Source organism: Bradyrhizobium sp. 956_D2_N1_4 (assembly GCF_052076025.1).
GTDB lineage: Bacteria > Pseudomonadota > Alphaproteobacteria > Rhizobiales > Xanthobacteraceae > Bradyrhizobium > Bradyrhizobium barranii.
On sequence record NZ_CP197237.1, the window covers coordinates 541,248 to 560,884 of the forward strand.

At 64.5% G+C, this 19,637-nt stretch carries 22 protein-coding genes; 12 read left to right on the plus strand and 10 right to left on the minus strand.

Annotation, left to right across the window (positions count from 1 at the left end; all coding sequences use genetic code 11):
- Positions 1 to 155 precede the first annotated feature (155 nt).
- Entirely contained in the window at positions 156 to 599 is a 444-nt protein-coding gene (locus AB7535_RS02570) for a DoxX family protein (RefSeq protein WP_071917677.1), read from the plus strand.
- A 6-nt stretch (positions 600 to 605) separates the two neighbouring features.
- Here the strand turns inward: AB7535_RS02570 and AB7535_RS02575 are convergent, their stop codons facing one another.
- The 3 genes from AB7535_RS02575 to AB7535_RS02585 all read right to left on the minus strand — a co-directional run bounded on the left by AB7535_RS02575 (position 606) and on the right by AB7535_RS02585 (position 3,746).
- Positions 606 to 755, minus strand: a complete 150-nt coding sequence (locus tag AB7535_RS02575) for a hypothetical protein (RefSeq protein ID WP_166084486.1) — start codon at positions 753 to 755, stop codon at positions 606 to 608.
- 293 nt (positions 756 to 1,048) lie between these two features.
- Positions 1,049 to 3,010: a putative bifunctional diguanylate cyclase/phosphodiesterase gene (locus AB7535_RS02580; RefSeq protein ID WP_085399130.1), complete on the minus strand. Its 1,962-nt coding sequence runs from the start codon at positions 3,008 to 3,010 to the stop codon at positions 1,049 to 1,051.
- A gap of 370 nt (positions 3,011 to 3,380) precedes the next feature.
- The gene (locus AB7535_RS02585) at positions 3,381 to 3,746 is read right to left on the minus strand and encodes a nuclear transport factor 2 family protein (protein WP_354113358.1); all 366 of its coding nucleotides are present in this window, start codon (positions 3,744 to 3,746) and stop codon (positions 3,381 to 3,383) included.
- Between the two features lie 100 nt (positions 3,747 to 3,846).
- On the opposite strand from AB7535_RS02585, the gene AB7535_RS02590 reads away from it, so the two are divergent.
- From AB7535_RS02590 to hemC, 3 genes are read left to right on the plus strand one after another with little or no spacing between them, the layout of a single operon-like run.
- The gene (locus tag AB7535_RS02590; RefSeq protein WP_085399119.1) at positions 3,847 to 4,437 is read left to right on the plus strand and encodes a TetR/AcrR family transcriptional regulator; all 591 of its coding nucleotides are present in this window, start codon (positions 3,847 to 3,849) and stop codon (positions 4,435 to 4,437) included.
- A 53-nt stretch (positions 4,438 to 4,490) separates the two neighbouring features.
- Positions 4,491 to 6,116, plus strand: a complete 1,626-nt coding sequence (locus AB7535_RS02595; protein WP_085399118.1) for a GMC family oxidoreductase — start codon at positions 4,491 to 4,493, stop codon at positions 6,114 to 6,116.
- 25 nt (positions 6,117 to 6,141) lie between these two features.
- Positions 6,142 to 7,122 carry a hydroxymethylbilane synthase gene (gene hemC / locus AB7535_RS02600; RefSeq protein WP_085399117.1) on the plus strand — a complete coding sequence of 327 codons (981 nt, stop codon included), beginning with the start codon at positions 6,142 to 6,144 and terminating at the stop codon, positions 7,120 to 7,122.
- Between the two features lie 118 nt (positions 7,123 to 7,240).
- On the opposite strand, the gene hemE is transcribed toward hemC, so the two are convergent.
- Positions 7,241 to 8,275 (minus strand): uroporphyrinogen decarboxylase, encoded by a 1,035-nt coding sequence (hemE, locus tag AB7535_RS02605; protein WP_085399116.1) that lies wholly within the window; start codon positions 8,273 to 8,275, stop codon positions 7,241 to 7,243.
- A 108-nt stretch (positions 8,276 to 8,383) separates the two neighbouring features.
- Here hemE and AB7535_RS02610 point away from each other — a divergent pair, with 108 nt between their 5' ends.
- Positions 8,384 to 8,599 carry a hypothetical protein gene (locus AB7535_RS02610; protein ID WP_071917675.1) on the plus strand — a complete coding sequence of 72 codons (216 nt, stop codon included), beginning with the start codon at positions 8,384 to 8,386 and terminating at the stop codon, positions 8,597 to 8,599.
- Positions 8,600 to 8,787: 188 nt separating this feature from the next.
- Positions 8,788 to 10,692: a diguanylate cyclase domain-containing protein gene (locus tag AB7535_RS02615; protein WP_085399129.1), complete on the plus strand. Its 1,905-nt coding sequence runs from the start codon at positions 8,788 to 8,790 to the stop codon at positions 10,690 to 10,692.
- A 10-nt stretch (positions 10,693 to 10,702) separates the two neighbouring features.
- Here the strand turns inward: AB7535_RS02615 and AB7535_RS02620 are convergent, their stop codons facing one another.
- Positions 10,703 to 10,921: a SlyX family protein gene (locus AB7535_RS02620; RefSeq protein ID WP_063985210.1), complete on the minus strand. Its 219-nt coding sequence runs from the start codon at positions 10,919 to 10,921 to the stop codon at positions 10,703 to 10,705.
- Positions 10,911 to 11,678, minus strand: a complete 768-nt coding sequence (gene trhO / locus AB7535_RS02625) for an oxygen-dependent tRNA uridine(34) hydroxylase TrhO (protein WP_085399115.1) — start codon at positions 11,676 to 11,678, stop codon at positions 10,911 to 10,913. Before trhO ends, AB7535_RS02620 begins: the two co-directional genes overlap by 11 nt.
- 222 nt (positions 11,679 to 11,900) lie before the next feature.
- Between trhO and ggt the strand changes: the two genes are divergently transcribed.
- Positions 11,901 to 13,487 carry a gamma-glutamyltransferase gene (gene ggt, locus AB7535_RS02630; protein ID WP_085399114.1) on the plus strand — a complete coding sequence of 529 codons (1,587 nt, stop codon included), beginning with the start codon at positions 11,901 to 11,903 and terminating at the stop codon, positions 13,485 to 13,487.
- A gap of 33 nt (positions 13,488 to 13,520) precedes the next feature.
- Here the strand turns inward: ggt and AB7535_RS02635 are convergent, their stop codons facing one another.
- Complete coding sequence (locus tag AB7535_RS02635; RefSeq protein ID WP_245343969.1) at positions 13,521 to 13,673, minus strand: hypothetical protein; 153 nt, start codon at positions 13,671 to 13,673, stop codon at positions 13,521 to 13,523.
- Between AB7535_RS02635 and AB7535_RS02640 the strand changes: the two genes are divergently transcribed.
- Positions 13,621 to 14,019, plus strand: coding sequence for an FKBP-type peptidyl-prolyl cis-trans isomerase (locus AB7535_RS02640; protein ID WP_354113368.1), 399 nt, complete (start codon positions 13,621 to 13,623; stop codon positions 14,017 to 14,019). The genes AB7535_RS02635 and AB7535_RS02640 overlap by 53 nt on opposite strands.
- 164 nt (positions 14,020 to 14,183) lie before the next feature.
- Here AB7535_RS02640 and AB7535_RS02645 read toward each other — a convergent pair whose 3' ends face one another.
- Positions 14,184 to 14,402, minus strand: a complete 219-nt coding sequence (locus tag AB7535_RS02645) for a CsbD family protein (protein WP_028148583.1) — start codon at positions 14,400 to 14,402, stop codon at positions 14,184 to 14,186.
- Between the two features lie 128 nt (positions 14,403 to 14,530).
- Here AB7535_RS02645 and AB7535_RS02650 point away from each other — a divergent pair, with 128 nt between their 5' ends.
- The 3 genes from AB7535_RS02650 to AB7535_RS02660 all read left to right on the plus strand — a co-directional run bounded on the left by AB7535_RS02650 (position 14,531) and on the right by AB7535_RS02660 (position 16,134).
- The gene (locus AB7535_RS02650; protein WP_028148584.1) at positions 14,531 to 15,043 is read left to right on the plus strand and encodes a cupin domain-containing protein; all 513 of its coding nucleotides are present in this window, start codon (positions 14,531 to 14,533) and stop codon (positions 15,041 to 15,043) included.
- 130 nt (positions 15,044 to 15,173) lie between these two features.
- Positions 15,174 to 15,602 (plus strand): VOC family protein, encoded by a 429-nt coding sequence (locus AB7535_RS02655; RefSeq protein WP_085399112.1) that lies wholly within the window; start codon positions 15,174 to 15,176, stop codon positions 15,600 to 15,602.
- 43 nt (positions 15,603 to 15,645) lie between these two features.
- Positions 15,646 to 16,134 (plus strand): VOC family protein, encoded by a 489-nt coding sequence (locus tag AB7535_RS02660; protein ID WP_071916231.1) that lies wholly within the window; start codon positions 15,646 to 15,648, stop codon positions 16,132 to 16,134.
- A 124-nt stretch (positions 16,135 to 16,258) separates the two neighbouring features.
- Here AB7535_RS02660 and AB7535_RS02665 read toward each other — a convergent pair whose 3' ends face one another.
- Both AB7535_RS02665 and AB7535_RS02670 read right to left on the minus strand, forming a co-directional pair.
- On the minus strand, positions 16,259 to 17,422 hold the full coding sequence (locus AB7535_RS02665) for a hypothetical protein (protein WP_439037218.1): 1,164 nt from the start codon (positions 17,420 to 17,422) through the stop codon (positions 16,259 to 16,261).
- A gap of 2 nt (positions 17,423 to 17,424) precedes the next feature.
- Positions 17,425 to 18,126, minus strand: a complete 702-nt coding sequence (locus tag AB7535_RS02670) for a FecR family protein (protein WP_085399111.1) — start codon at positions 18,124 to 18,126, stop codon at positions 17,425 to 17,427.
- Between the two features lie 51 nt (positions 18,127 to 18,177).
- Between AB7535_RS02670 and AB7535_RS02675 the strand changes: the two genes are divergently transcribed.
- Positions 18,178 to 19,608, plus strand: a complete 1,431-nt coding sequence (locus AB7535_RS02675; protein ID WP_094183871.1) for a phospholipid carrier-dependent glycosyltransferase — start codon at positions 18,178 to 18,180, stop codon at positions 19,606 to 19,608.
- The last annotated feature ends 29 nt before the right edge of the window (positions 19,609 to 19,637 follow it).

Consider the following 19,637-nt stretch of genomic DNA (forward strand, 5'->3'; position numbering starts at 1 on the left):
GTCCTGGCGAGGCAGCTAAGGGCGGTGACGAAGCGGGCTTTGCAGCGTCAATGGGCCGGCAAGAGCGCTTCGTGCGGTCCACCAATCATGATAGGTTTGCTCTCGGCAATAGATGCGTTCAGCCGGTCTTGGACAGCAAGGGTGGAGGTTCTGCCATGAAATCCAATTCTGTCTCGCTGGCAGTCGATGCGTTCGCCACAGGGCGAGCTGACGCGCTGATTTTAATCGGCCGCATTCTCCTCGCGTGGGTATTCGTCGGAAGCGCGTATGGAGCAATATCCAACTTCAGCGGCTCTGTGGGGTATTTCAGGTCCCTGAATCTTCCAGCACCCGAGCTGTTCACGATGACGAACATCGTACTGGAAGTATTGATATCCGTTGGTTTGATATTGGGCGTCGGTACGCGCTACTGCGCAATTCTGACGTTTGTGTTCGTATTGGCGGCAACGGCTATTGCGCACCGCTACTGGGAGTATCCCGCGGGTGCGCAGCAGATCGGTCAATACAACCACTTCCTGAAGAATGTCTCGATCATGGGAGGCGCGATGTTGATCTTCGTCACCGGGGCGGGCCGGTTCAGTTTCGATCGGGCATCGTAGCCGAGATCACTTCAAGTCGGGCTTGAAAGCTTCCTCTATCGCGCGGCGGATGCTCTTTGAGAGCTGTTTCAGGGTCTTGCTCACGAGGGCGAAGAGAAGCATCAACCATGTCGCAAGCGCGGCACACCACAGCACGACTTCAAATATCTCAGGCATGATGATGCCCCTCAAAAATAATTACTTTGAAATGAGGCAAGTGTTGCTTAATGGGGCCGACACGGCAAGCCGTCTTGAGAGTGGTAGCGCGCCGAAACACTCGGAAACGCTCTCAAAACAGCGGACAGCCTTAGGTCAGGGATGCAGACCAACCCTATGACCGCGAAGACTGGCGCGGGATGCAGAACTGCCTGGCAGTGATTCATTTGCAAAGGGTGGCTTGAAGAAATTCTGCCCTGCGCGAGTCTGCTTCACCCCTGGAAGCGGACCGCCTCACATTTGCGAGTATTTCCCTACGCCGCGTAAGTCGCCCGCTGCTTTTTCGTGTTCAACAGCGCCAGAACGCCATCGGCCGACACCGGCCGGCTGATCAGATAGCCCTGCGCTTCGTCGCAACCGAACTGGCGCAGAAACTCGAGCTGGTCGGCGGTCTCGACGCCTTCCGCAACCACGCCGATGCGCAGGTCGCGCGCCAGCGAGATCACAGACTTCACGATCGCGGCGCAGTCGGGCTGCACCAGCATGTCGCGGATGAAGGACTGGTCGATCTTGATACGGCTGAACGGCAGCTTGCGCAGATAGGTGAGCGAGGAGAAGCCGGTGCCGAAATCGTCTAGCGCCACCGTGATGCCAAGCTCGAGCAGCGCGTTCAGGATTGACGCCGCGGAGCCGTATTTCGACAGCAGCATCGATTCCGTGATCTCGACCTCGAGCCGGTGCGGGGCGACCTTCGCGTCCGCGAGCGCCTGCACGATGGTCTGGAGGATGCCGGTGCTGTGAAACTGCGCGGCGGAGAAGTTCACGGCGACCCTGATGTCCTCCGGCCAGTCCGAAAGCGTCGCGCAGGCACGCCGGATCACCCATTCGCCGATCTCGTGGATCAGCCCGGTCTCCTCGGCGATCGGGATGAATTCGCTCGGCGGCACCAGTCCGCGCCGGGGATGCTGCCAGCGCAGCAGCGCCTCGAAGCCGGTGATGCGGTTCTCGCCGAGATCGAGGAACGGCTGGAACACCAGGAACAGCTCGTCTCTGGCGATGGCGCCTTCGAGGTCCGCTTGCAGCGCCTTGCGATCGCGTGACACCCTGTCATCGGCTTCCTCGAAGAAGCAGACCGTGCCGGGACCTGCTTTCTTGGCGCGATACAGCGCCGCGTCGGCATTCTTCATGATGTCGAGCTGCGTGGTGCCGTCGCGCGGCGCCAGCACGATGCCGACGCTGGTCGCGCCGGCGATCTGGCGGCCCTCGATCTGGAACGGTTCGTCGAAGGCCGCGACGAAGCGTTCGGCGATCTCGAGCGCATCCTCCGGCCGTGCCAGATTGGCCATCACCAGCGCGAACTCGTCGCCGCCAATTCGCGCGACGTGCTCGGCCGCGCGCGTGCAGCGTTGCAGCCGGCCTGCGACCTGGATCAGGAATTCGTCGCCGGCGGGGTGGCCGAACTTGTCGTTGACTTCCTTGAAGCGGTCGAGGTCGAGCAGGAGCACCGCGAATTCCTCGCCGGACAGGGCCATCCGCCGGAGCGCGGCTTCGAGCGTCTCGTTGAAGGCGAAGCGGTTGGGCAACAGCGTGAGGGGATCCTGCCGGACCGTGCGCTCGGCCTCGATCTGCCGGATCACGCGCCGCGCGAAAGCGAATGAATTGACGAACACCGCACGCAGCAGCACGCTGCCGTAAACCACCACCAGGATGGCCATCAGCACATAGGCGGGATCGCCGTCGCGGCCGAGGCAGATGGCGATGCCGACGAAGATGGGGCTCGTGAAAGCGATGGCCGCAATCGGGATCGTGGCGAAGGCTAGTGCGCCGCCGGCCAGCATCCCCGAGCAAAGGCAGGTGATGACGAGCTGGCCGCCGGTCGCGGCATTCGCGAAGAAGGCGACCGGGACGATGCCCCAGGCAACGCCGAGCACGAAGGCGTTGCGCACCAGCCGATGCATCGCCCGACGCGAAACGAATTGCGGTTTTGTGATCCGGCGCGAGGCGTGGGATTGCAGGCCGAACGCGATCGCGGCGCCGGCCACGATCGCGGCCCAGGCCAACGCAAACTTCCAGTCCGGCGAATGCCAGAGCGCGATGGCGAGTACGGCCGCGTTGCAGGCATTGGCAAGCATGATGCCGACGGAGTAGCCGAGCACCAGTGACATCTGATCGGCGCGGATATGTCCGGCGACGGCTTCGTCGGTTGCAGGACCGCCAAAGGCCGACAGATCGCCGGCGAACAGCCGCGCGAAATAGCTGGTCGTTTGAGTCCGCATTCCAGGGCCTAGCAGCATGGGCCGTTTGTCCGGCTCGATCAGGAGGATTCGCTGCAAACCTTTGACGAAATATGAATTATCCCCGCTGGCCACGATCGCCATGGCCACTTCTGCGTGTTCAAGCGAGGGTATCGATAACAAATCGATACAAATGCGGCGCCCCGCGTTACGGTTGTAACAGTGGGCCGATCGCAGAACGCGCTCGGCCTTCATGGTTCGAGACGCGCCGCAAGGCTGCGCTCCTCACCATGAGGGTCTAAGATGTTGCCGCGGAGCAGGCCTCATCCTGAGCAGCCCGCTGAAGGCGGGCGTCTCGAAGGATGGCCGCGAGGAGGCTGCCAGCCCGCTCTGTTGCCAAATGTGCCGAACGTCACCGCCCGAGCTGCTTCGGATCATAATAGAACCGTTCTTCGATCAGCTGATCGCCCTGCCAGGTCTGCCACGCGATCTCATCCAGCGTTCGGACGACGCCTTCGGCATTGGTGAAGCTGAACCGCCAGCGTGTCGCGACGTGATCGCCCTCGATCAGGCTCGGCCCGACGCGGACGGCCTTGACCTTCCTGGAGGCCGCGAGCACGCCGCGCTCCTTGGCGACGAGCTTGTCGCGGCCGACTGTCGGGGCGGCGTTGTTCTCATAGGTCGCGGCATCGGACGTGTAGTACTGCTCGATCGCTTCGACAAACTCCCCATCCTCCAACCGCTTCGCAAAAGCTTCGACGACGTCACGGCTCGGCATGGCGCACCTCACGATTAAAACAGACTGATAGTCGGTAAATACCGACCGGTAGTCGAAAAGTCAACTGGCCGGGTGCGACGAATTGGACTAGACGGGAGCGATGGCAAAGCAGGCGGAGCGGCGGGCGGCGACATCCGAGGCGATCCTGACGGAGGCGCGGCGCCTGTTCGGGACGCAGGGCTTTGCCGCGACCACCGTGGACGACATCGCGGCGGCCGCGGGCGTTGCCAAGGGCGCGGTCTATCATCACTTCAAGACCAAGGAGGTGGTGTTCGAAGCGGTGTTCGATTCTGTCTCGCGCGATCTCGTCGCCGAGATCGACCGCACCGCGCGCGCCGAGAAGGACGTGCTCGCCGCGATGGTCGCCGGCACGCAGCATTACTTTGCGGCGACCGCCAAGGGCCCGACAGGTCAGATCATCCTGCGCGACGGCCCGGCCGTGCTCGGCTGGGAGCGCTGGCGGGAGATCGACGCGCAGCATTTTGGCGGTAAGATGCCGCGCGCGCTGTCGGTGGCGATGGAGGCCGGCCTCATCGCAAAGCAACCGGTCGAGCCGCTGGCGCGGCTGCTGCTCGGCGCGGTGACGGAGGCGGCGGTCGCCTGCGCCGGGCGCACGGATATCGCAAGGGCAGGGGCGGAATATGCCCGTGCGTTCAAGTCACTGGTCGAGGCGCTGCGTCTACGCGCATGATTGTGCTAGTGACGAACCGGAAACGCCCACACCAACAAAAAGAACAGTAGCGCATGAACGCAAATTCCTCCCTCGCGCCGTCCGATCCTGAGTTCGACTACATCATCGTCGGCGCCGGCTCCGCTGGCTGCGTGCTCGCCAACAGGCTGTCTGCGAACGGCAAGCACAGCGTGCTGCTGCTCGAGGCGGGACCTAAGGATTCCAACATCTGGATCCACGTGCCGCTCGGCTACGGAAAACTGTTCAAGGAGAAGACGGTCAACTGGATGTATCAGACCGAACCGGAGCCCGAATTGAAGGGGCGCCAGGTGTTCCAGCCGCGCGGCAAGACGCTGGGCGGATCGAGCTCGATCAACGGCCTGCTTTATGTCCGCGGCCAGCACGAGGATTACGATCGCTGGCGCCAGCACGGCAATGCCGGCTGGGGCTATGACGACGTGCTGCCCTATTTCAAGAAAGCCGAGAACCAGGCGCGTGGCGCCGATCAATATCACGGCAGCGGCGGCCCGCTGCCGGTGTCCAACATGGTCGTGACCGATCCGCTGTCGAAGGCCTTCATGGATGCCGCGGTCGAGACCGGTCTGCCCTACAACCCCGATTTCAACGGCGCCACGCAGGAGGGCGTCGGCCTGTTCCAGACCACGACGCGCAACGGCCGCCGTGCCTCGACGGCGGTGGCCTATCTTGGACCCGCGAAGACGCGCAGCAATCTCAAGGTCGAGACCGAGGCGCTCGGCCAGCGCGTGCTGTTCGAGGCACGCCGCGCGGTCGGCGTCGAATACCGGCAAGGCACAACCGTGCGCCGGGCCCGCGCGCGCAAAGAGGTCGTGCTGTCGAGCGGCGCCTACAACTCGCCGCAGCTCCTTCAGCTCTCCGGCGTCGGCCCTGCCGATCTCTTGCGCAAGCACGGCATCGATGTCGTGCTGGACGCGCCGGGCGTCGGCCACGATCTCCAGGACCACATGCAGGTCCGCATCGTGATGCGCTGCTCGCAGAAGATCACGCTCAACGACACCGTCAATAATCCGTTTCGCCGCACGTTGGCCGGCGCGCGCTATGCGCTGTTCCGGAAGGGCTGGCTGACCATCGCGGCCGGCACCGCGGGCGCGTTCTTCAAGACCAATCCTCGCCTCGCTTCGCCCGACATCCAGGTGCACTTTCTGCCGTTCTCGACCGACAAGATGGGGGAGAAGCTGCATGATTTTTCCGGGTTCACGGCGTCGGTGTGCCAGCTCCGGCCCGAAAGCCGCGGGACCTTGCGCATCAAAAGCGCGGACCCGACCGCGCCGCCGGAGATCCGCATCAACTACATGTCGACCGAGACCGATCGCACCACCAATGTCGAAGGCCTGAAGATCTTGCGCAAGATCCTGAATGCGCCGGCGCTGAAGCCGTTCGTGGTCAGCGAGTACGATCCTGGCGCAAAGGTATCCACGGATGGAGAGCTGCTCGATTATTGCCGCGAGCGCGGCAGCACCATCTACCATCCGACCTCGACCTGTCGTATGGGCAATGACGCGCTGGCGGTGGTGGACCAGCGGCTGAAGGTGAGGGGGCTCGAAGGCCTTCGCATCGTCGACGGTTCGATCATGCCGGACCTCGTGTCGGGGAATACCAACGCGCCGATCATCATGATCGCCGAAAAGGCCTCCGACATGATATTGGAGGATGCGCGATAAACATTGCGCTGAAAGGACATTCGACTTGGCTACGCGACTGAAGATCGGCACACGCAAGAGCGCGATGGCGCTGGCGCAGACGGAAGAGATCGCGCGCCGCCTGACCGCCGCCATGCCCGATCTCGATGTCGAGATCGTCAAGTTCGACACCACGGGCGATCTCGACCAGACCGGCAAGCTGCTGCCGCATGGCGGCAAGGGCGGCGCCTTCGTGGCGCAGATCCGCGCTGCCGTGCTCTCCGGCGAATTGCAGGCCGCGATGCATTCGCTGAAGGACATGCCTGGCAACGAGGACACGCCCGGCCTCGTCATCGGCGCTACGCTATCGCGCGATCCCCCGAGTGACGCACTGGTGCTGCGCGATGGGGTGACGCTGGAAGCGCTGCGCCAGTCGCGCGGCAAGGGTTTCAAGATCGGCACCAACGCCGTGCGTCGCGCCGCCTATGCGCGGCGGCTGTTTCCCGATGTCGAAGTGATCCACTTCCGCGGCGCCGCTGACACCCGCGTGCGAAAACTCGACAATGGCGAGAAGCAGAAGTTGCCGGATGGCGGCGCGGTTGGTCCCGCCGATGCGCTGATCATGGCGCGTTCCGGTCTTGACCGCGTCGGCCTCTCGCACCGTATCGCCTATGAATTCTCCGCGGCGGAGATGCTGCCCGCGGCAGGGCAGGGCATCGTCGCCGTGGAATGTGCCGCGCAGGACTGGCAGACGCGGCAGATCCTGGCATCGATCGACGATCCCTCTGCGCACGCTTCTGCCGATGCCGAGCGCGAGGTGCTGTGGGTGCTCAACGGCCATTGCAATTCGCCGGTGGCGGGTTTTTCGACCATCGCAGGCGATCAGATGTCGCTGACGGCGTCCGTGCTCGACCTCTCCGGCAACACCATCATCGAAGCCTCGCACACGGGCCCCGCCAACCGCCCGCGCGAGCTCGGCCGTGCGGTGGGACTGGAGCTGCTGACGAAGGGCGCCGCCGAGATCATCGAGCGCAGCCGGCCGCGCTAAATTTTGAGAGCGCAGTACGTACAGCATCCGTCATTGCGAGCGTAGCGAAGCAATCCAGGCTGTCACCGCCGAGAGATTCTGGATTGCTTCGCTGCGCTCGCAATGACGGCGCGGAGCCTCAGCCCCGCACGCGCTTCAGCATCTGCTCGACATGGGCGATCGGCGTCTCCGGCTGGATGCCGTGGCCGAGATTGAAGATGAAGCGCCCTTGCGCAAAGTTCGCCAGCACGTTGTCCACAGCGCGATCGAGCGCAGCGCCGCCTGTGATCAGCACCAGCGGATCGAGATTGCCCTGCACGGCGACGCGGCTCTGCACGCGCTCGCGGACGAAGGCCGGCTCGGCAGTCCAGTCGATGCTGACGGCATTCACGCCGGTCGCCTCGACGTAACCGGGCAGTTGCGCGCCGGCGCCGCGCGGAAAACCGATGATCTTCGAATCGGGCACTTTTGCGCGCACGCCTTCGACGATGCGCCGGGTCGGCTCGACCGACCAGCGCGCGAACTCGGCCGGCGGCAGCACGCCGGCCCAGGTGTCGAAGATCTGCAACGCATCGGCACCGGCCGCGAGTTGCGCCAGCAGATATTCGATCGAGTTCTCCACGAGCACGTCGATGATTTTCGCAAACGCCTCCGGATGCCGGTAGGCCATCATCCGTGCCGGCGCCTGGTCGGGCGTGCCCTGGCCTGCGACCATGTAGGTCGCCACCGTCCACGGCGCTCCGCAGAAGCCGATCAGTGCGGTCTTGGGATCGAGCGCACCGCGCACGAGCCTGAGCGCTTCGAACACCGGTTTGAGCTTGCTGAAGTCGGCGTGCGCGGCGAGTGTCGCGACTTTTGCGGGATCATCCAGCGGCTCCAGCCGCGGACCCTCGCCAACCTCGAACCGCACGGAACGGCCGAGCGCATAGGGGATCACCAGGATGTCCGAGAAGATGATCGCCGCATCGAAGCCGAACCTGCGGATCGGCTGCAGCGTCACTTCGGCGGCAAGCTCCGGGTTGAAGCAGAGATCGAGGAAGCCGCCGGCCTTGGCTCGCACCTCGCGATATTCCGGCAGATAACGCCCGGCCTGCCGCATCATCCACATGGGCGGGGTAGCCTGGCGCTGGCCGGAGAGCACGTCGATGAAGGGCTTTGTCGCAGACTGGGGCACGGACGGTCCTATCAAGATTGAGGTTCCTGATACACTGCCGGAAGCCGGAGCGGAACAGTGGAACCAGCGCAAATGCACCGCGTTGACCTCCCAATCGAGGAGGACTCCATGGCTGAGACATTCAATCCCGCGCCGCACGACAAGCACGCTGATGATCTTGGCAAGGCGCTGGCCGCCGATCGCCATACCAGGCTTGAAGCCGGGCTGGAGGACAGTTTCCCTGCGTCCGATCCGGTCAGCGCTGCGCAGCCGACACCGTCGAAGGCCGATGCGGACGCCGACAGTCCCTCGCTCTGGGACAAGGTTAAGTCGATCTTCAGCTAAGGCCGACGTTCAGCGAGCGCCGGGGCGCTCGGTTTCCGATAGGGTCGCTAACGCATTGTTAGCGATCCAGCGACGCTCCAGTCCGTAGGAGTACGGGAAAACCCGCATAACGCTGCGAATGTCCTCAAGCGTTTCAGGGTTCAATAACAGAAGCGGTGGAAGTTCCGGCGATCGGAGATTTCTGCCGCATGACCGTCGCCTCACAAAGAGCCGGATGGAGCCGCCTGCCGTTGCGCGCGGCGGCGTTCGTCGTGCTCACTTGTGCGACCATCCTCGGCGTCAGCGGCTGGCGTGAATGGGCCGCGCGCGATGCCGTGCTCAAGGGCGCCGAGACCGAGATGGCGAATGTTGCGCGCTCGCTGACGCAGCATGCGGAGGACAGCCTCGACCTGCTGGATTCCGGCGTCGTCGGCGTCGTCAGCCGGCTGGAGATGGACGGCGCCGAACCCGCCACGATCGCCAAGCTCAGGAACCTCTTGGAGGCGCGCAAGAAGGCGATCGCGCGCATTCACAGCCTCGCCATTATCGACGACCAGGGCAACTGGCTGACCTCGCCGGGCACGATCGGCTCGACGCTCAGCGACGACGCTTTCTTCCGTCATCACCAGCTGTCCTCGAAACGGGAGCCTCATGTCGGCCATCCGGTGCGGAGCCAGCTCGATGGCGAATGGGTCGTCACCCTGTCGCGCCGCTTCAACAAGCAGGACGGCAGCTTCGGCGGCGTCGTGCTTGCGACCATCAGCGCGAACTATCTCGCGCATTTCTACGAGCAGTTCGAGCTCGGCCGCAACAGCTCCGTGGCGCTCGTGCATGGCGACGGCATGATCATCGCGCGCAATCCAAGCAACGACAGGTTCGTCGGCCGCAGCGTCGCCGACACCCCGCTATTCCGCGACGCGAGCCTGCAGCAGCCGGGCGGCGCATACCATTTCAGGTCGCCGCTGGACGGCGCCGAGCGCGTCAGCTTCTTCAAGCGCTCTGGCCGTTATCCGCTCGTCCTGCTTGCCATGGTCGACAAGGCCGAGCTGCTGGCGCCCTGGCGAGCCGCGGCGATCTCTCGCATGCTCTACGTGCTCGCGCTGGTCGTGCTGATCGCGGTCATCGGCGCGGTGCTGGTGCGGCAGTTGCAGCGGGGCCAGCGCATGGCCGCGGCCCTGGTCGAGAAAGAGGCGCATTTCCGCCTGCTCGCGGAAGGCTCCAGCGACATGGTGACCCGCATCGGGCTCGACGAGCGGCTGCGCTATGTCTCGCCCTCGTCGGTTCGCGTCGTCGGCTGGCGGCCCAATCAGCTGATCGGAACGCCGGCGCTCGCCGGCATCCATGCGGATGATCGGCCGCAGGTCCAGGCGCTCGTCGATGCCATGAAGCGTGGCGAAAAGGACGAGGCGCGCGTCACCTATCGCAACGCGCACCGGCAAAACTCGGAAGTCTGGCTCGAATCGACCATGCGGGTGACGCGCAAGGAAAACGGCAGCGTCGACGGGGTGGTCGCGATCTCGCGCGACATCACCGAGCAGAAGAAGCTGGAGACCAGGCTCGAGACGCTCGCGATCGAGGACAGCCTCACCGGGCTCGCCAACCGCCGCCGCTTCGACGAACGGTTGAAGGAGGAATGGGCGCGCGCCTATCGCGACCGCTCCAGCCTCGCTTTGCTGATGATCGACGTCGATCACTTCAAGGCCTACAACGACGAATACGGCCACCCCGCAGGCGATGCCTGTCTGCGCGTGGTGGCGAAGGTCATCGCGGCCGAGATGCAGCGCGCCGGAGATCTGGCTGCGCGCTACGGCGGTGAGGAATTCGCCATGCTGCTGCCGAACACCGATGCCGCCGGCTGCGCGCGGATCGGCGAGCGGATCCGCCGGGCGATCCGCGAGGCGGGCCTCGTCCACAGCACCAATCACGCGTCGGGCTGCGTCACCGCTTCGCTCGGCGGCGCGGCCTGCCGGCCCGCGCTGGAACGCACCGCCGGCGTGGGCTCGCTCGTCGAGGCAGCCGATCAGGCGCTCTATGCGGCGAAGCAGGGTGGGCGCGACCGCCTGATGATGTCGGTCGAGGTGGCGAGCCTGCTGCCGAAAGCGTCAGGGCTGTAGCTCATCATCCTCAATAATGCGGCGGGGGCTCGTTGGCGGGGCCCGGCGCATTCGTCTCGGCTTCCTGAAGTCGCTCGCCGAGCTCTGCGATCTTCCGCGTCAGCGCGTCGATCTGCTTCCACTGCGCGGTGATCGTCTGGTTGAGTGTCTCGATCGTATCGTCCTGATAGGCGATGCGCGTCTCCAGCGTGTCGATGCGTTCGCCCAGCGTCTTGATGTCACTCGTCACGGTCGTGCCCCAATTCCTGTTCGCGTAGGCCCCGTTCGCGCAAGCCATGACCGAGTGCGACGCGCTCGTCGAATACAAAACATTCGCCGCGCCAGCGGCTCTGCGCCTCCGGCACCTCTTCGAGATATTTGAGGATACCGCCCTTGAGGTGATAGACCTCGGCAAAGCCGCGCGCGAGCAGATGCGCGCTCGCCTTCTCGCAGCGGATGCCGCCGGTGCAGAACATCGCGATCCTGCGGTGCTTTGCCGGATCGAGCTGCTCGGCGGCAAAATCCTTGAACTGGCCAAAGCTCTTGATCTCGGGATCGACCGCACCCTCGAACGTGCCCATCGCCACCTCGAAGGCATTGCGGGTGTCGAGCACCAGCGTGTCGGGTGCTGCGATCAGCGCGTTCCATTCGGCGGCCTCGACGTACGTGCCGACCTGGCGCGTTGGATCGGCGGCCTCGTCGCCGAGCGTGACGATCTCCTTCTTCAGCCGCACCTTGAGCCGGCCGAACGGCATCGCCTCGGCGGTCGAGAATTTCAGCTCGAGATTGTTCAGCCGGCCGCCGAACAGGGCGCCGTGCGCGAGCTCGTGGACGAAGGCGTCGATCGCCTCGGGCGCACCCGCAATCGTGCCGTTGATACCTTCCTGGGCGAGCAGCACGCTGCCCTTGAGCGCGAGGCCCGCGCAGAACGCGCGCAACGGCTCGCGTAGCTCGCGGTAATCGGGCAGGGCGGCGAATTGGTAAAAGGCGGCGACCTTGTGGATCATGGCGGCTCGTTTAGCAGGCGGCCGCCGCCCAGAAAACCCGCATGGCCCCGGACGGCAAAAGGTCTATACGCCCAGCGGATGGCAGCTATTTCGCTGGTATGCCAGCATTGCCCCGGCGGGCTGGAATGTGTCATGTAGGCCCGGTTTTTCCGAGACGGCGCGCCCTCCGCGTCGACCGCCCAAGAGAGCCCCCCAAGAGAGCCCTGAGAGAGCAAAACTTCGATGAGAAACTTCCATTTCCCCGGCAGGTCCACGGTCCACGCCACCAACGCGATGGTCGCGACCTCGCATCCGCAGGCCTCCCTGGCCGCGATCGAGGTGCTGCGCGAGGGCGGTACGGCGGTGGACGCGGCGGTGGCGGGTTCGGCGCTGCTCGGCGTGATCGAGCCGCAATCGACCGGCATCGGCGGCGACTGCTTTGCGCTGATCCAGCCGCGCGGCGAGGGCAAGATCATCGCCTATAACGGCTCCGGCCGGGCCCCGAAGGCGGCGAACGCCGACTGGTATCTCGAGCGCAAGATCAATTCCGTGCCGCTGACCTCGGCGCATGCGGTCTCGATCCCCGGCGTGATCGACGCCTTCGCGACCGTGCTGCGCGATCACGGCAAGTTCGGCTTCGACCGCCTGCTCCAGCCCGCGATCAAGGCGGCGGAAGAGGGTTACGTCGTCGCCCCGCGCATCGCCTTCGACTGGAAGAACCAGTTCGAGAAGCTGAAGGGTGGCACCAACACGGTGCGTTACCTGTTGCCGGGTGGCAAGCCGCCGGTCGCCGGCGACATCATCCGCCAGGCCGAACTCGGCAAGACGCTGCGCGCGATCGCCAAGGACGGCCGCGACGCCTTCTACAAGGGCGCGATCGCGGAGGATATGGTCGAGACCCTGCGCGGGATCGGCGGCCTGCACACGCTCGACGATTTCGCCGCCCACACCACCGAGACGACGACGCCGATCGGCACCAACTACAAGGGTTACGACGTCTGGCAGTGCCCGCCGAACGGCCCGGGCGTCACCGCGCTCTTGATGCTCAACATCCTGTCGCGGTTCGACCTGACCAAGTACGCGCCGCTCAGCATCGAGCGCTTCCATCTCGAAGCCGAAGCCGCGCGCATCGCCTACATGAACCGCGAGATGCATGTCGCCGACCCTGAGCATATGAAGATCGACGTCGCCGAAATGCTCGCGAAGGGCTTTGCCGACGAGTACATCAGCAAGATCCGCATGGACGGCATGCTCGACCTGCCGAACGTCGCGCCGCCGATGAATCCCTCGACCATCTACATCACGGTCGTGGACAAGGACCGCAACGTCTGCTCGTTCATCAATTCGATCGCGCATTCCTTCGGCTCGGCGATCGTCTCGAACAAGACCGGCGTGCTGTTCCAGAACCGCGCCGGTGGGTTCCGCATCCAGCCCGGCCATCCCAATTGCATCGCCGGCGGCAAGCGTCCGCTTCACACGATCATGCCGAGCCTGCTCACCAAGGGCGGCCGCTCCGTGATGCCGTTCGCGGTGATGGGCGGACAATATCAGCCGGTCGGCCAGACTCACGTGGTGACCAACATCCTCGACTATGGCTGCGACGTGCAGGAGGCGATCGACATGCCGCGCGGTCTGCACTACGAGGGCCAGTACCAGCTGGAGGACAGCGTGCCTGCCGATATCGTCGAAGGCCTGAAGAAGCTCGGCCACAAGACCACCAGCGTGGTCGGCCCGCTCGGCGGCGCGCAGGCGATCTGGATCGACTGGGACAAGGGCACGCTCACCGGCGGTTCCGATCCGCGCAAGGACGGCTGCGCACTGGGCTATTAAGGGCCGAGGGCTGGAAACGATTGCTTCGTTGCGCTAGACACCTTCCGCCTCAAACGGAAGGTCTCTTATGCAGCGTTTCCAGCGCGCACTCTTCGCCATCATGTCGGCACTTGCGATCACCGTGATCGGCAGCGTGTCGACATTCGTTTCCACCACGGCCTCGGCCCAGACCGCAGGAAAACCCATGACCACAGCTTCAGGCTTGCAGACCATTGATAACGTTGTCGGCACCGGTGCCTCGCCGAAACCCGGCCAGATCTGCGTGATGCATTACACCGGCTGGCTCTACGAGAACGGCCAGAAGGGCAAGAAATTCGACTCGTCGGTCGACCGCAACGAGCCGTTCGAGTTTCCGATCGGCAAGGGCCGTGTCATCGCCGGCTGGGACGAGGGCGTTGCCACGATGAAGGTCGGCGGCAAGCGCACGCTGATCATCCCGCCGCAGCTCGGCTATGGCGCGCGCGGCGCCGGCGGCGTGATCCCGCCGAACGCGACTTTGATGTTCGACGTGGAATTGCTCGCGGTGAAGTGAACCTACGTCGTCATGCCCGGGCTTGTCCCGGGCATCCACGTTCTTTCCTTCGTGCAGCCAAGACGTGGATGGCCGGGACAAGCCCGGCCATGACGGATAGAGATCAGCGCAAAACAAAAAGACCGGCCTCGCGGCCGGTCTCTTCGCTTTCAGATTGACGCGCGTCACTCCGCCGCGCGCTTTGCCGCAGCCGCGGCGCGATCGATTGCTTCCTTCGCGGCGTCCTTGGCGTCGCCCATGGCCTGCTGGCCCTTGCCCTTCACTTCCTGGACCACGCCTTCGCCCTTCAGGCGATCGGAACCGGTGGCTTCACCGATGCCCTGCTTGGCCTTGCCGATGGCCTCGTTGGCGGTGCCCTTGATCTTGTCGCTCGTGCTACCCATGAAACTCTCCTTCCAGTTGGCTCGCGAAAACAACGCCTGCCGACTACGAGAGTTCCGATTTTGGGTATGGCTTGATAGGCCCGCTTTGGTTAGCTTGCCGCGCACGGAACCAACAGAAAGCAAGTCCCATGACCGGCCATGACCACACGCATTCCCACCATGACCACGATCATGACGATCGCTGGAAACATGACGGTGTGCGCGTCATTCCCGGCAATCAGCTCGATACCAATGTGCCGTCGACGGCCGGCATGGACCGCGCGGCCGCGATCAATTTCGCGCGCGTCGGCGCGCAGAAATTGTGGGCGGGCACGGTCAGCATCAAGCCGGACGCCAAGACCGGTGCGCATCACCACGGCCATCTCGAAAGCGTCATCTACGTGGTGAAGGGCAAGGCGCGGATGCGCTGGGGCGAGAGCCTGCAATTCACCGCGGAGGCCGGCCCCGGCGATTTCATTTTCGTCCCGCCTTACGTGCCGCATCAGGAGATCAACGCCAGCCGGGACGAGGTGCTGGAATGCGTGCTGGTGCGCAGCGACGGCGAGGCGGTCGCGATCAACCTCGACATCGAGCCGGTCGAGAAGCCCGAGACCGTGCTGTGGATCGACCCCGTGCACCGGGATCCCAACGAGAAGAAGTAAGGGCCTGAAAGCCTGCTGGTTCTGTGCGACAGAACCACGCAGGCACGGCCTTCAAAAAATATTCGGAAGCCGTGTCGGATGGCCGTCGGGCCATCCGTCCTTGGGCAGAACCCCGCCCAAGGAGCCTCCGATGCCCAAAATGATCTTCGTCAATCTGCCGGTGACCGACCTCAAGCGCGCGACGGCCTTTTACGAGGCGGTCGGTGCGGTCAGGAACCCGCAATTCAGCGACGAGACGGCGAGCTGCATGGTCTTCTCCGAGACCATCTTCGCCATGCTCCTGACCCACGACAAATTCCGCAAGTTCACGCCGAAGCCGATCGCGGATGCCAAGACCTCCAACCAGGTGCTGCTCTGCCTCTCGGCCGACAGCCGCGTCGAGGTCGATGACGTCGTCGGCAAGGCCGAGGCCGCGGGCGGTGTGGCCGATCCCAGCCCGAAGGACGAATACAGCTTCATGTACGGCCGCAGCTTCGAGGATCCGGATGGTCATATGTGGGGCGTGAACTGGATGGACATGGCGGCCTTCGCCGCGCAGTCCGACATGGCGAACGCCTGACCGAAGCCAACGAATATCGACCATCCCAAGAGGAGCATTCACGATGTCCAAGCTCGTGCCCTGCATGTGGTTCAACGGCGATGCCGAGGAAGCCGCGAAGTTCTACGTGTCGCTCGTTCCGAACTCGGAAATCACGCACGTCCAGCGCAACGTTTCGGACGGCCCGTCCGGCAAGACAGGCTCGGTGCTCGTCGTCGAGTTCACGGTGGCCGGGCAGCCCCTGGTCGCGCTCAACGGCGGCATGAAGGTGGAATATACCCACGCAATCTCGCTGATGATCCATTGCGACGATCAAGCTCAGGTCGACAGCGTCTGGAGCGCGTTCCTTGCTCATGGCGGCAAGGAGCAGCAGTGCGGCTGGATCAGCGATCGCTGGGGCGTATCCTGGCAGGTGGTGCCGAAGGTGATGTTCGAATTCCTGTCGAGCCCAGACAAGGCTGCGGCTGCGCGCGCGATGCAAGCCATGATGAAGATGGTCAAGCTCGATGTGGAAGTGCTGCGTCGCGCGTTCGAGGGCAAGTCGGCAGCGTGACGTCAACACAGGTGCTGTAGGGTGGGCAAAGGCGCAAAGCGCCGTGCCCACCATTCATCGACGATTGAGAGAGTTGGTGGGCACGCTCCGCTTTGCCCACCCTACGAAACCTTGCCTAGAGGCCTCAGTAATTAATCCGCAGCCCCACGCCGCCATGGATGGTGTTCCCCACCGGCTGCGGGCCCAGCGTGCCGTTGGCGAACAGGTCGACGATCCAGCCCTTCTGCACGCGGAAGCCGAGGCGGCCGCCATATTCGAACCAGCCCTGGTTGCCCATGGTCGGCACCACCAGGCCGTCGCCGGTCACGGTGGCGACGATGCCGCCATGGCTGGCGAAGGACTGCACCCAGCCGCCATTGATGTTGGTCTCGATGTTGCTGCCGAAGAGGTGCGTCCACTGGCCGCCGATCTTGACCAGGCTGGTGCGGTCGGTGCCGGTCGCAATGGAGGCGTCGAACGGATTGAACGCCACGGCGCTGTCCGAATAGCCGGAGACGCGCTGCCAGAGCTGCCAGACTTCGATCGAGGCCGCGAATTCGTCGCGCGGGGACACGCGGCTCATCCAGCCGGCACGGCCATAGACGGCGTAATTCGACGCGTTGGTCGAGCCCGTGACGCTCACCGGCCCGAGGCTGGTGTTGTAGTTGCGGGTGTAGCGCGCCTTCTCCCACGGCGTCAGGATGGTGCCGACGTCGAAGAACGGGCGCGACGAGCCCCAGTTGGTGAAGTCATAGCGCAGAGCGAACGCTCCGATCGGCGCGCTGGTGATATTGTAGCCGCCCTCGCTGTATTGCGTGTAGGCGATGCCGGCGAGCAGAGACAGGTTGTTGGTCAGCTCCTTGCGGCCGTGAATGCCGGCCGAGAACGAGCCGGCGGAGCCGAATGCGCTGATGCAGTCGCTGCAATTGACCTGCTCGTTGACGCCGAGCAGCACCGTGCCGAGCACCCGGTTGGTGATCATCTGGTTGAAGCGCTGGTTGGCGAGGCCGCCGATCGAATTGCCGCTGGAGTCCGCGCCGGTCGGGCCCGAAGGTGGAGGCGGTGGATACGGGCTCGGCGAGGACGACGGATAGGGGCTCGGCGAAGGCGAGGGGGTCGGTGTGGGTGTCGGCGACGGCGACGGCGACGGTGAATAGGTCGGTGACGGTGAGGGCGTCGGCCCACCGCATCCGGACTCGCAAGTCGCCTGCGCTGCCGCCGGTCGCGCATTGAACGCGAAGAACGCAAACGCAGCGGTTGCGGTCAGCGCGGCGGCGAGGACGAGGCGTCTGACGTCGAGTTTCGCCATCATCACCGCCCGCACAGCATGCCGTCGTCGTGGACGGCAGGCGTGATGGTCGGCGAGGCGTCCGCATACTGGTTGACCGAGCACAGCCCGGCGCTTGCGGCGCAATTGGCGGCAAAGGTCCAGGGCGGCGTGTTGGTCTTGGTGATGCTGACCTTGCCGCCGGCCGAGGTGATGATTGCAGTGTCGCCGGGCTGGGTGAGCTGCACGCACTGGGAGTTCGTCGTGCAGACGCTGGCGGCTCCGTCCTGGAGCACGACGACGGAGCGGCCGCGCTGGGAGAGGATGTCGAGCGTGGTGCCGCGCACGCCGATGGTCGCGAGCGGGGTGGTGATCTTGTAAGCGGTCTTCTCCGAATGGCCGGTGACGAAACGGAATGCGCCTGTGGTCATGCGGATCGCGACGTCGCGATAGCTGTGCTCGTCGTTGAAGACGGTGCGGTCGAGCTTCAGCGTGGCGCTCGGGCCAAGCGAGAGGTTGGTGCTGTCGGCCATGACGAAGCGCGCGGCGCTGTCGGCGCCGGTGCGCACGGTCTCGTCGCGCAGCATGCTGTCGCCGACACTGATCGGCGTCGTGGTCGTGGCCACGCGCACCACGTCGTTCTGGATCACGACGGCTTCGCCGACGCGCGTCTGCGCCTGCGCGCAGTGCGCCGCGCACAACGCGGCCGACAACAGAGTGGGGAAAAGCCAGAAACGCAAATTCATTTCGCAACCGATCGATATGTCCCTGATCGTACCGGATCGTGCGCGCTTCTGATGTGGCGAAATTATCACAAGCGGTGCTGGACGTGCGTTATGCTTAGTGACAGTTGCGGCAGAATGCGTTCAATGAAAAGTGCCGTCTTTGTTTTTCTCCGCGGTGAAGCAGATTTGCCACGCAAAATAGCCCCACAGCAGCCGTTCGAATTGCCCGCGGTTCCGAAGGTGTCGCAGAGCGCAGTGATCGCTGTCGCGATTTTCCTGGTCGCGCATCTCGCGCTGCTGATCGGCCTGACGGCGCCGGAGAAGTTCGTCTTCGACGAGGTGCATTACGTGCCGGCGGCACGGCAGATGCTGGCACCCACGATGTCGCAACCGATGCTCAATCCGATGCATCCGCCGCTGGCCAAGGAGCTGATCGCGGCATCGATCGCCGCCTTCGGCGACAATGCGCTGGGCTGGCGCTATCCGTCGACCTTGTTCGGCGCGCTGGCGATCGTCGCGATCTATCTGTGCGGGCTCGCGCTGTTCTCCGCGCAAGGGCCCGCGATCGCCGCCGCGGCGATCGCGGGCTTCAACCAGATGCTTTACGTGCAGGCGCGCATCGCCATGCTCGACATTTACGCGCTCGGGTTCGGCCTGCTCGCGATTGCCGCCTTCATGCACGGCTTTCGAAGAGAGCGCCCGCATGCGTTGTTCGCGCTCGCGGGCGCCTTGTTTGGCCTCGCGGCGGCTTGCAAATGGAGCGGCCTGTTTCCGCTCGGCATCTGCATCGTGATGGTTGCGGTGATCCGGCTGATGCAGGGCTGGCGCACGCTGTTCGCCGGCGCGACGCCGAGCGACTGGTATCGGCCCGATCTCTGGCCCGATCTTCGCGTGCAGCATGTCGCGCTCTGTTTTGCCGTGCTGCCGGCGCTGACATATCTTGCCGCTTTCGTGCCGCTCTACGGAGCGTCGCTGCCGGATCTGATCGAGGCGCAGCGCCGGATATTCGCCGACAACACTACGACCGCGATCGCCGGCCATACCTATATGAGCGCGTGGCCATCCTGGCCGCTGCTCGCGCGCCCGGTGTGGTTCCTGTTCGACAAGACCTCGGAGAACAATGTCTCCGCGATCGTCTTCCTCGGCAATCCGCTGGTCGCGTGGCCGGCGCTGCTCGCGCTCGCCGTCGTGCTGCGCGACTTTATCGTCGCGCGGCGCTGGGACGCGTTCCTGATCGCGGCGTTCTATTTCGGCTCGTGGCTCGCCTGGGCTTTGCTGCCGCGCACGCTCGGCTTCCTCTACTATTATCTGCCGGCCGCAACGGTGGCGTCGCTTGCGCTGGTCTATGTGCTGCGACGAGAGGGGCTGCCGCGCTGGCTGCTGTGGGCCTATGTCGGGGTCGCGGCGATCGGCTTTGCGGTGATGCTGCCGATCTCGGCGGCCTTCATCGGCACGTCCATGCAGACGTTCAACCGGTTGATGCTGTTCCAGAGCTGGATATGAAAGCGCCGCCTGTCACGATCGTGGCAGGC

Excerpts from the sequence above, each read along its gene's own strand:
- AB7535_RS02570 (WP_071917677.1), top strand. The coding sequence starts at position 156 with ATGAAATCCAATTCTGTCTCGCTGGCAGTCGATGCGTTCGCCACAGGG.
- AB7535_RS02575 (WP_166084486.1), bottom strand. The coding sequence starts at position 755 with ATGCCTGAGATATTTGAAGTCGTGCTGTGGTGTGCCGCGCTTGCGACA.
- AB7535_RS02580 (WP_085399130.1), bottom strand. The coding sequence starts at position 3,010 with ATGCGGACTCAAACGACCAGCTATTTCGCGCGGCTGTTCGCCGGCGAT.
- AB7535_RS02585 (WP_354113358.1), bottom strand. The coding sequence starts at position 3,746 with ATGCCGAGCCGTGACGTCGTCGAAGCTTTTGCGAAGCGGTTGGAGGAT.
- AB7535_RS02590 (WP_085399119.1), top strand. The coding sequence starts at position 3,847 with ATGGCAAAGCAGGCGGAGCGGCGGGCGGCGACATCCGAGGCGATCCTG.
- AB7535_RS02595 (WP_085399118.1), top strand. The coding sequence starts at position 4,491 with ATGAACGCAAATTCCTCCCTCGCGCCGTCCGATCCTGAGTTCGACTAC.
- AB7535_RS02610 (WP_071917675.1), top strand. The coding sequence starts at position 8,384 with ATGGCTGAGACATTCAATCCCGCGCCGCACGACAAGCACGCTGATGAT.
- AB7535_RS02615 (WP_085399129.1), top strand. The coding sequence starts at position 8,788 with ATGACCGTCGCCTCACAAAGAGCCGGATGGAGCCGCCTGCCGTTGCGC.
- trhO (WP_085399115.1), bottom strand. The coding sequence starts at position 11,678 with ATGATCCACAAGGTCGCCGCCTTTTACCAATTCGCCGCCCTGCCCGAT.
- ggt (WP_085399114.1), top strand. The coding sequence starts at position 11,901 with ATGAGAAACTTCCATTTCCCCGGCAGGTCCACGGTCCACGCCACCAAC.
- AB7535_RS02635 (WP_245343969.1), bottom strand. The coding sequence starts at position 13,673 with ATGGGTTTTCCTGCGGTCTGGGCCGAGGCCGTGGTGGAAACGAATGTC.
- AB7535_RS02645 (WP_028148583.1), bottom strand. The coding sequence starts at position 14,402 with ATGGGTAGCACGAGCGACAAGATCAAGGGCACCGCCAACGAGGCCATC.
- AB7535_RS02650 (WP_028148584.1), top strand. The coding sequence starts at position 14,531 with ATGACCGGCCATGACCACACGCATTCCCACCATGACCACGATCATGAC.
- AB7535_RS02655 (WP_085399112.1), top strand. The coding sequence starts at position 15,174 with ATGCCCAAAATGATCTTCGTCAATCTGCCGGTGACCGACCTCAAGCGC.
- AB7535_RS02660 (WP_071916231.1), top strand. The coding sequence starts at position 15,646 with ATGTCCAAGCTCGTGCCCTGCATGTGGTTCAACGGCGATGCCGAGGAA.
- AB7535_RS02665 (WP_439037218.1), bottom strand. The coding sequence starts at position 17,422 with ATGGCGAAACTCGACGTCAGACGCCTCGTCCTCGCCGCCGCGCTGACC.
- AB7535_RS02670 (WP_085399111.1), bottom strand. The coding sequence starts at position 18,126 with ATGAATTTGCGTTTCTGGCTTTTCCCCACTCTGTTGTCGGCCGCGTTG.
- AB7535_RS02675 (WP_094183871.1), top strand. The coding sequence starts at position 18,178 with ATGTGGCGAAATTATCACAAGCGGTGCTGGACGTGCGTTATGCTTAGT.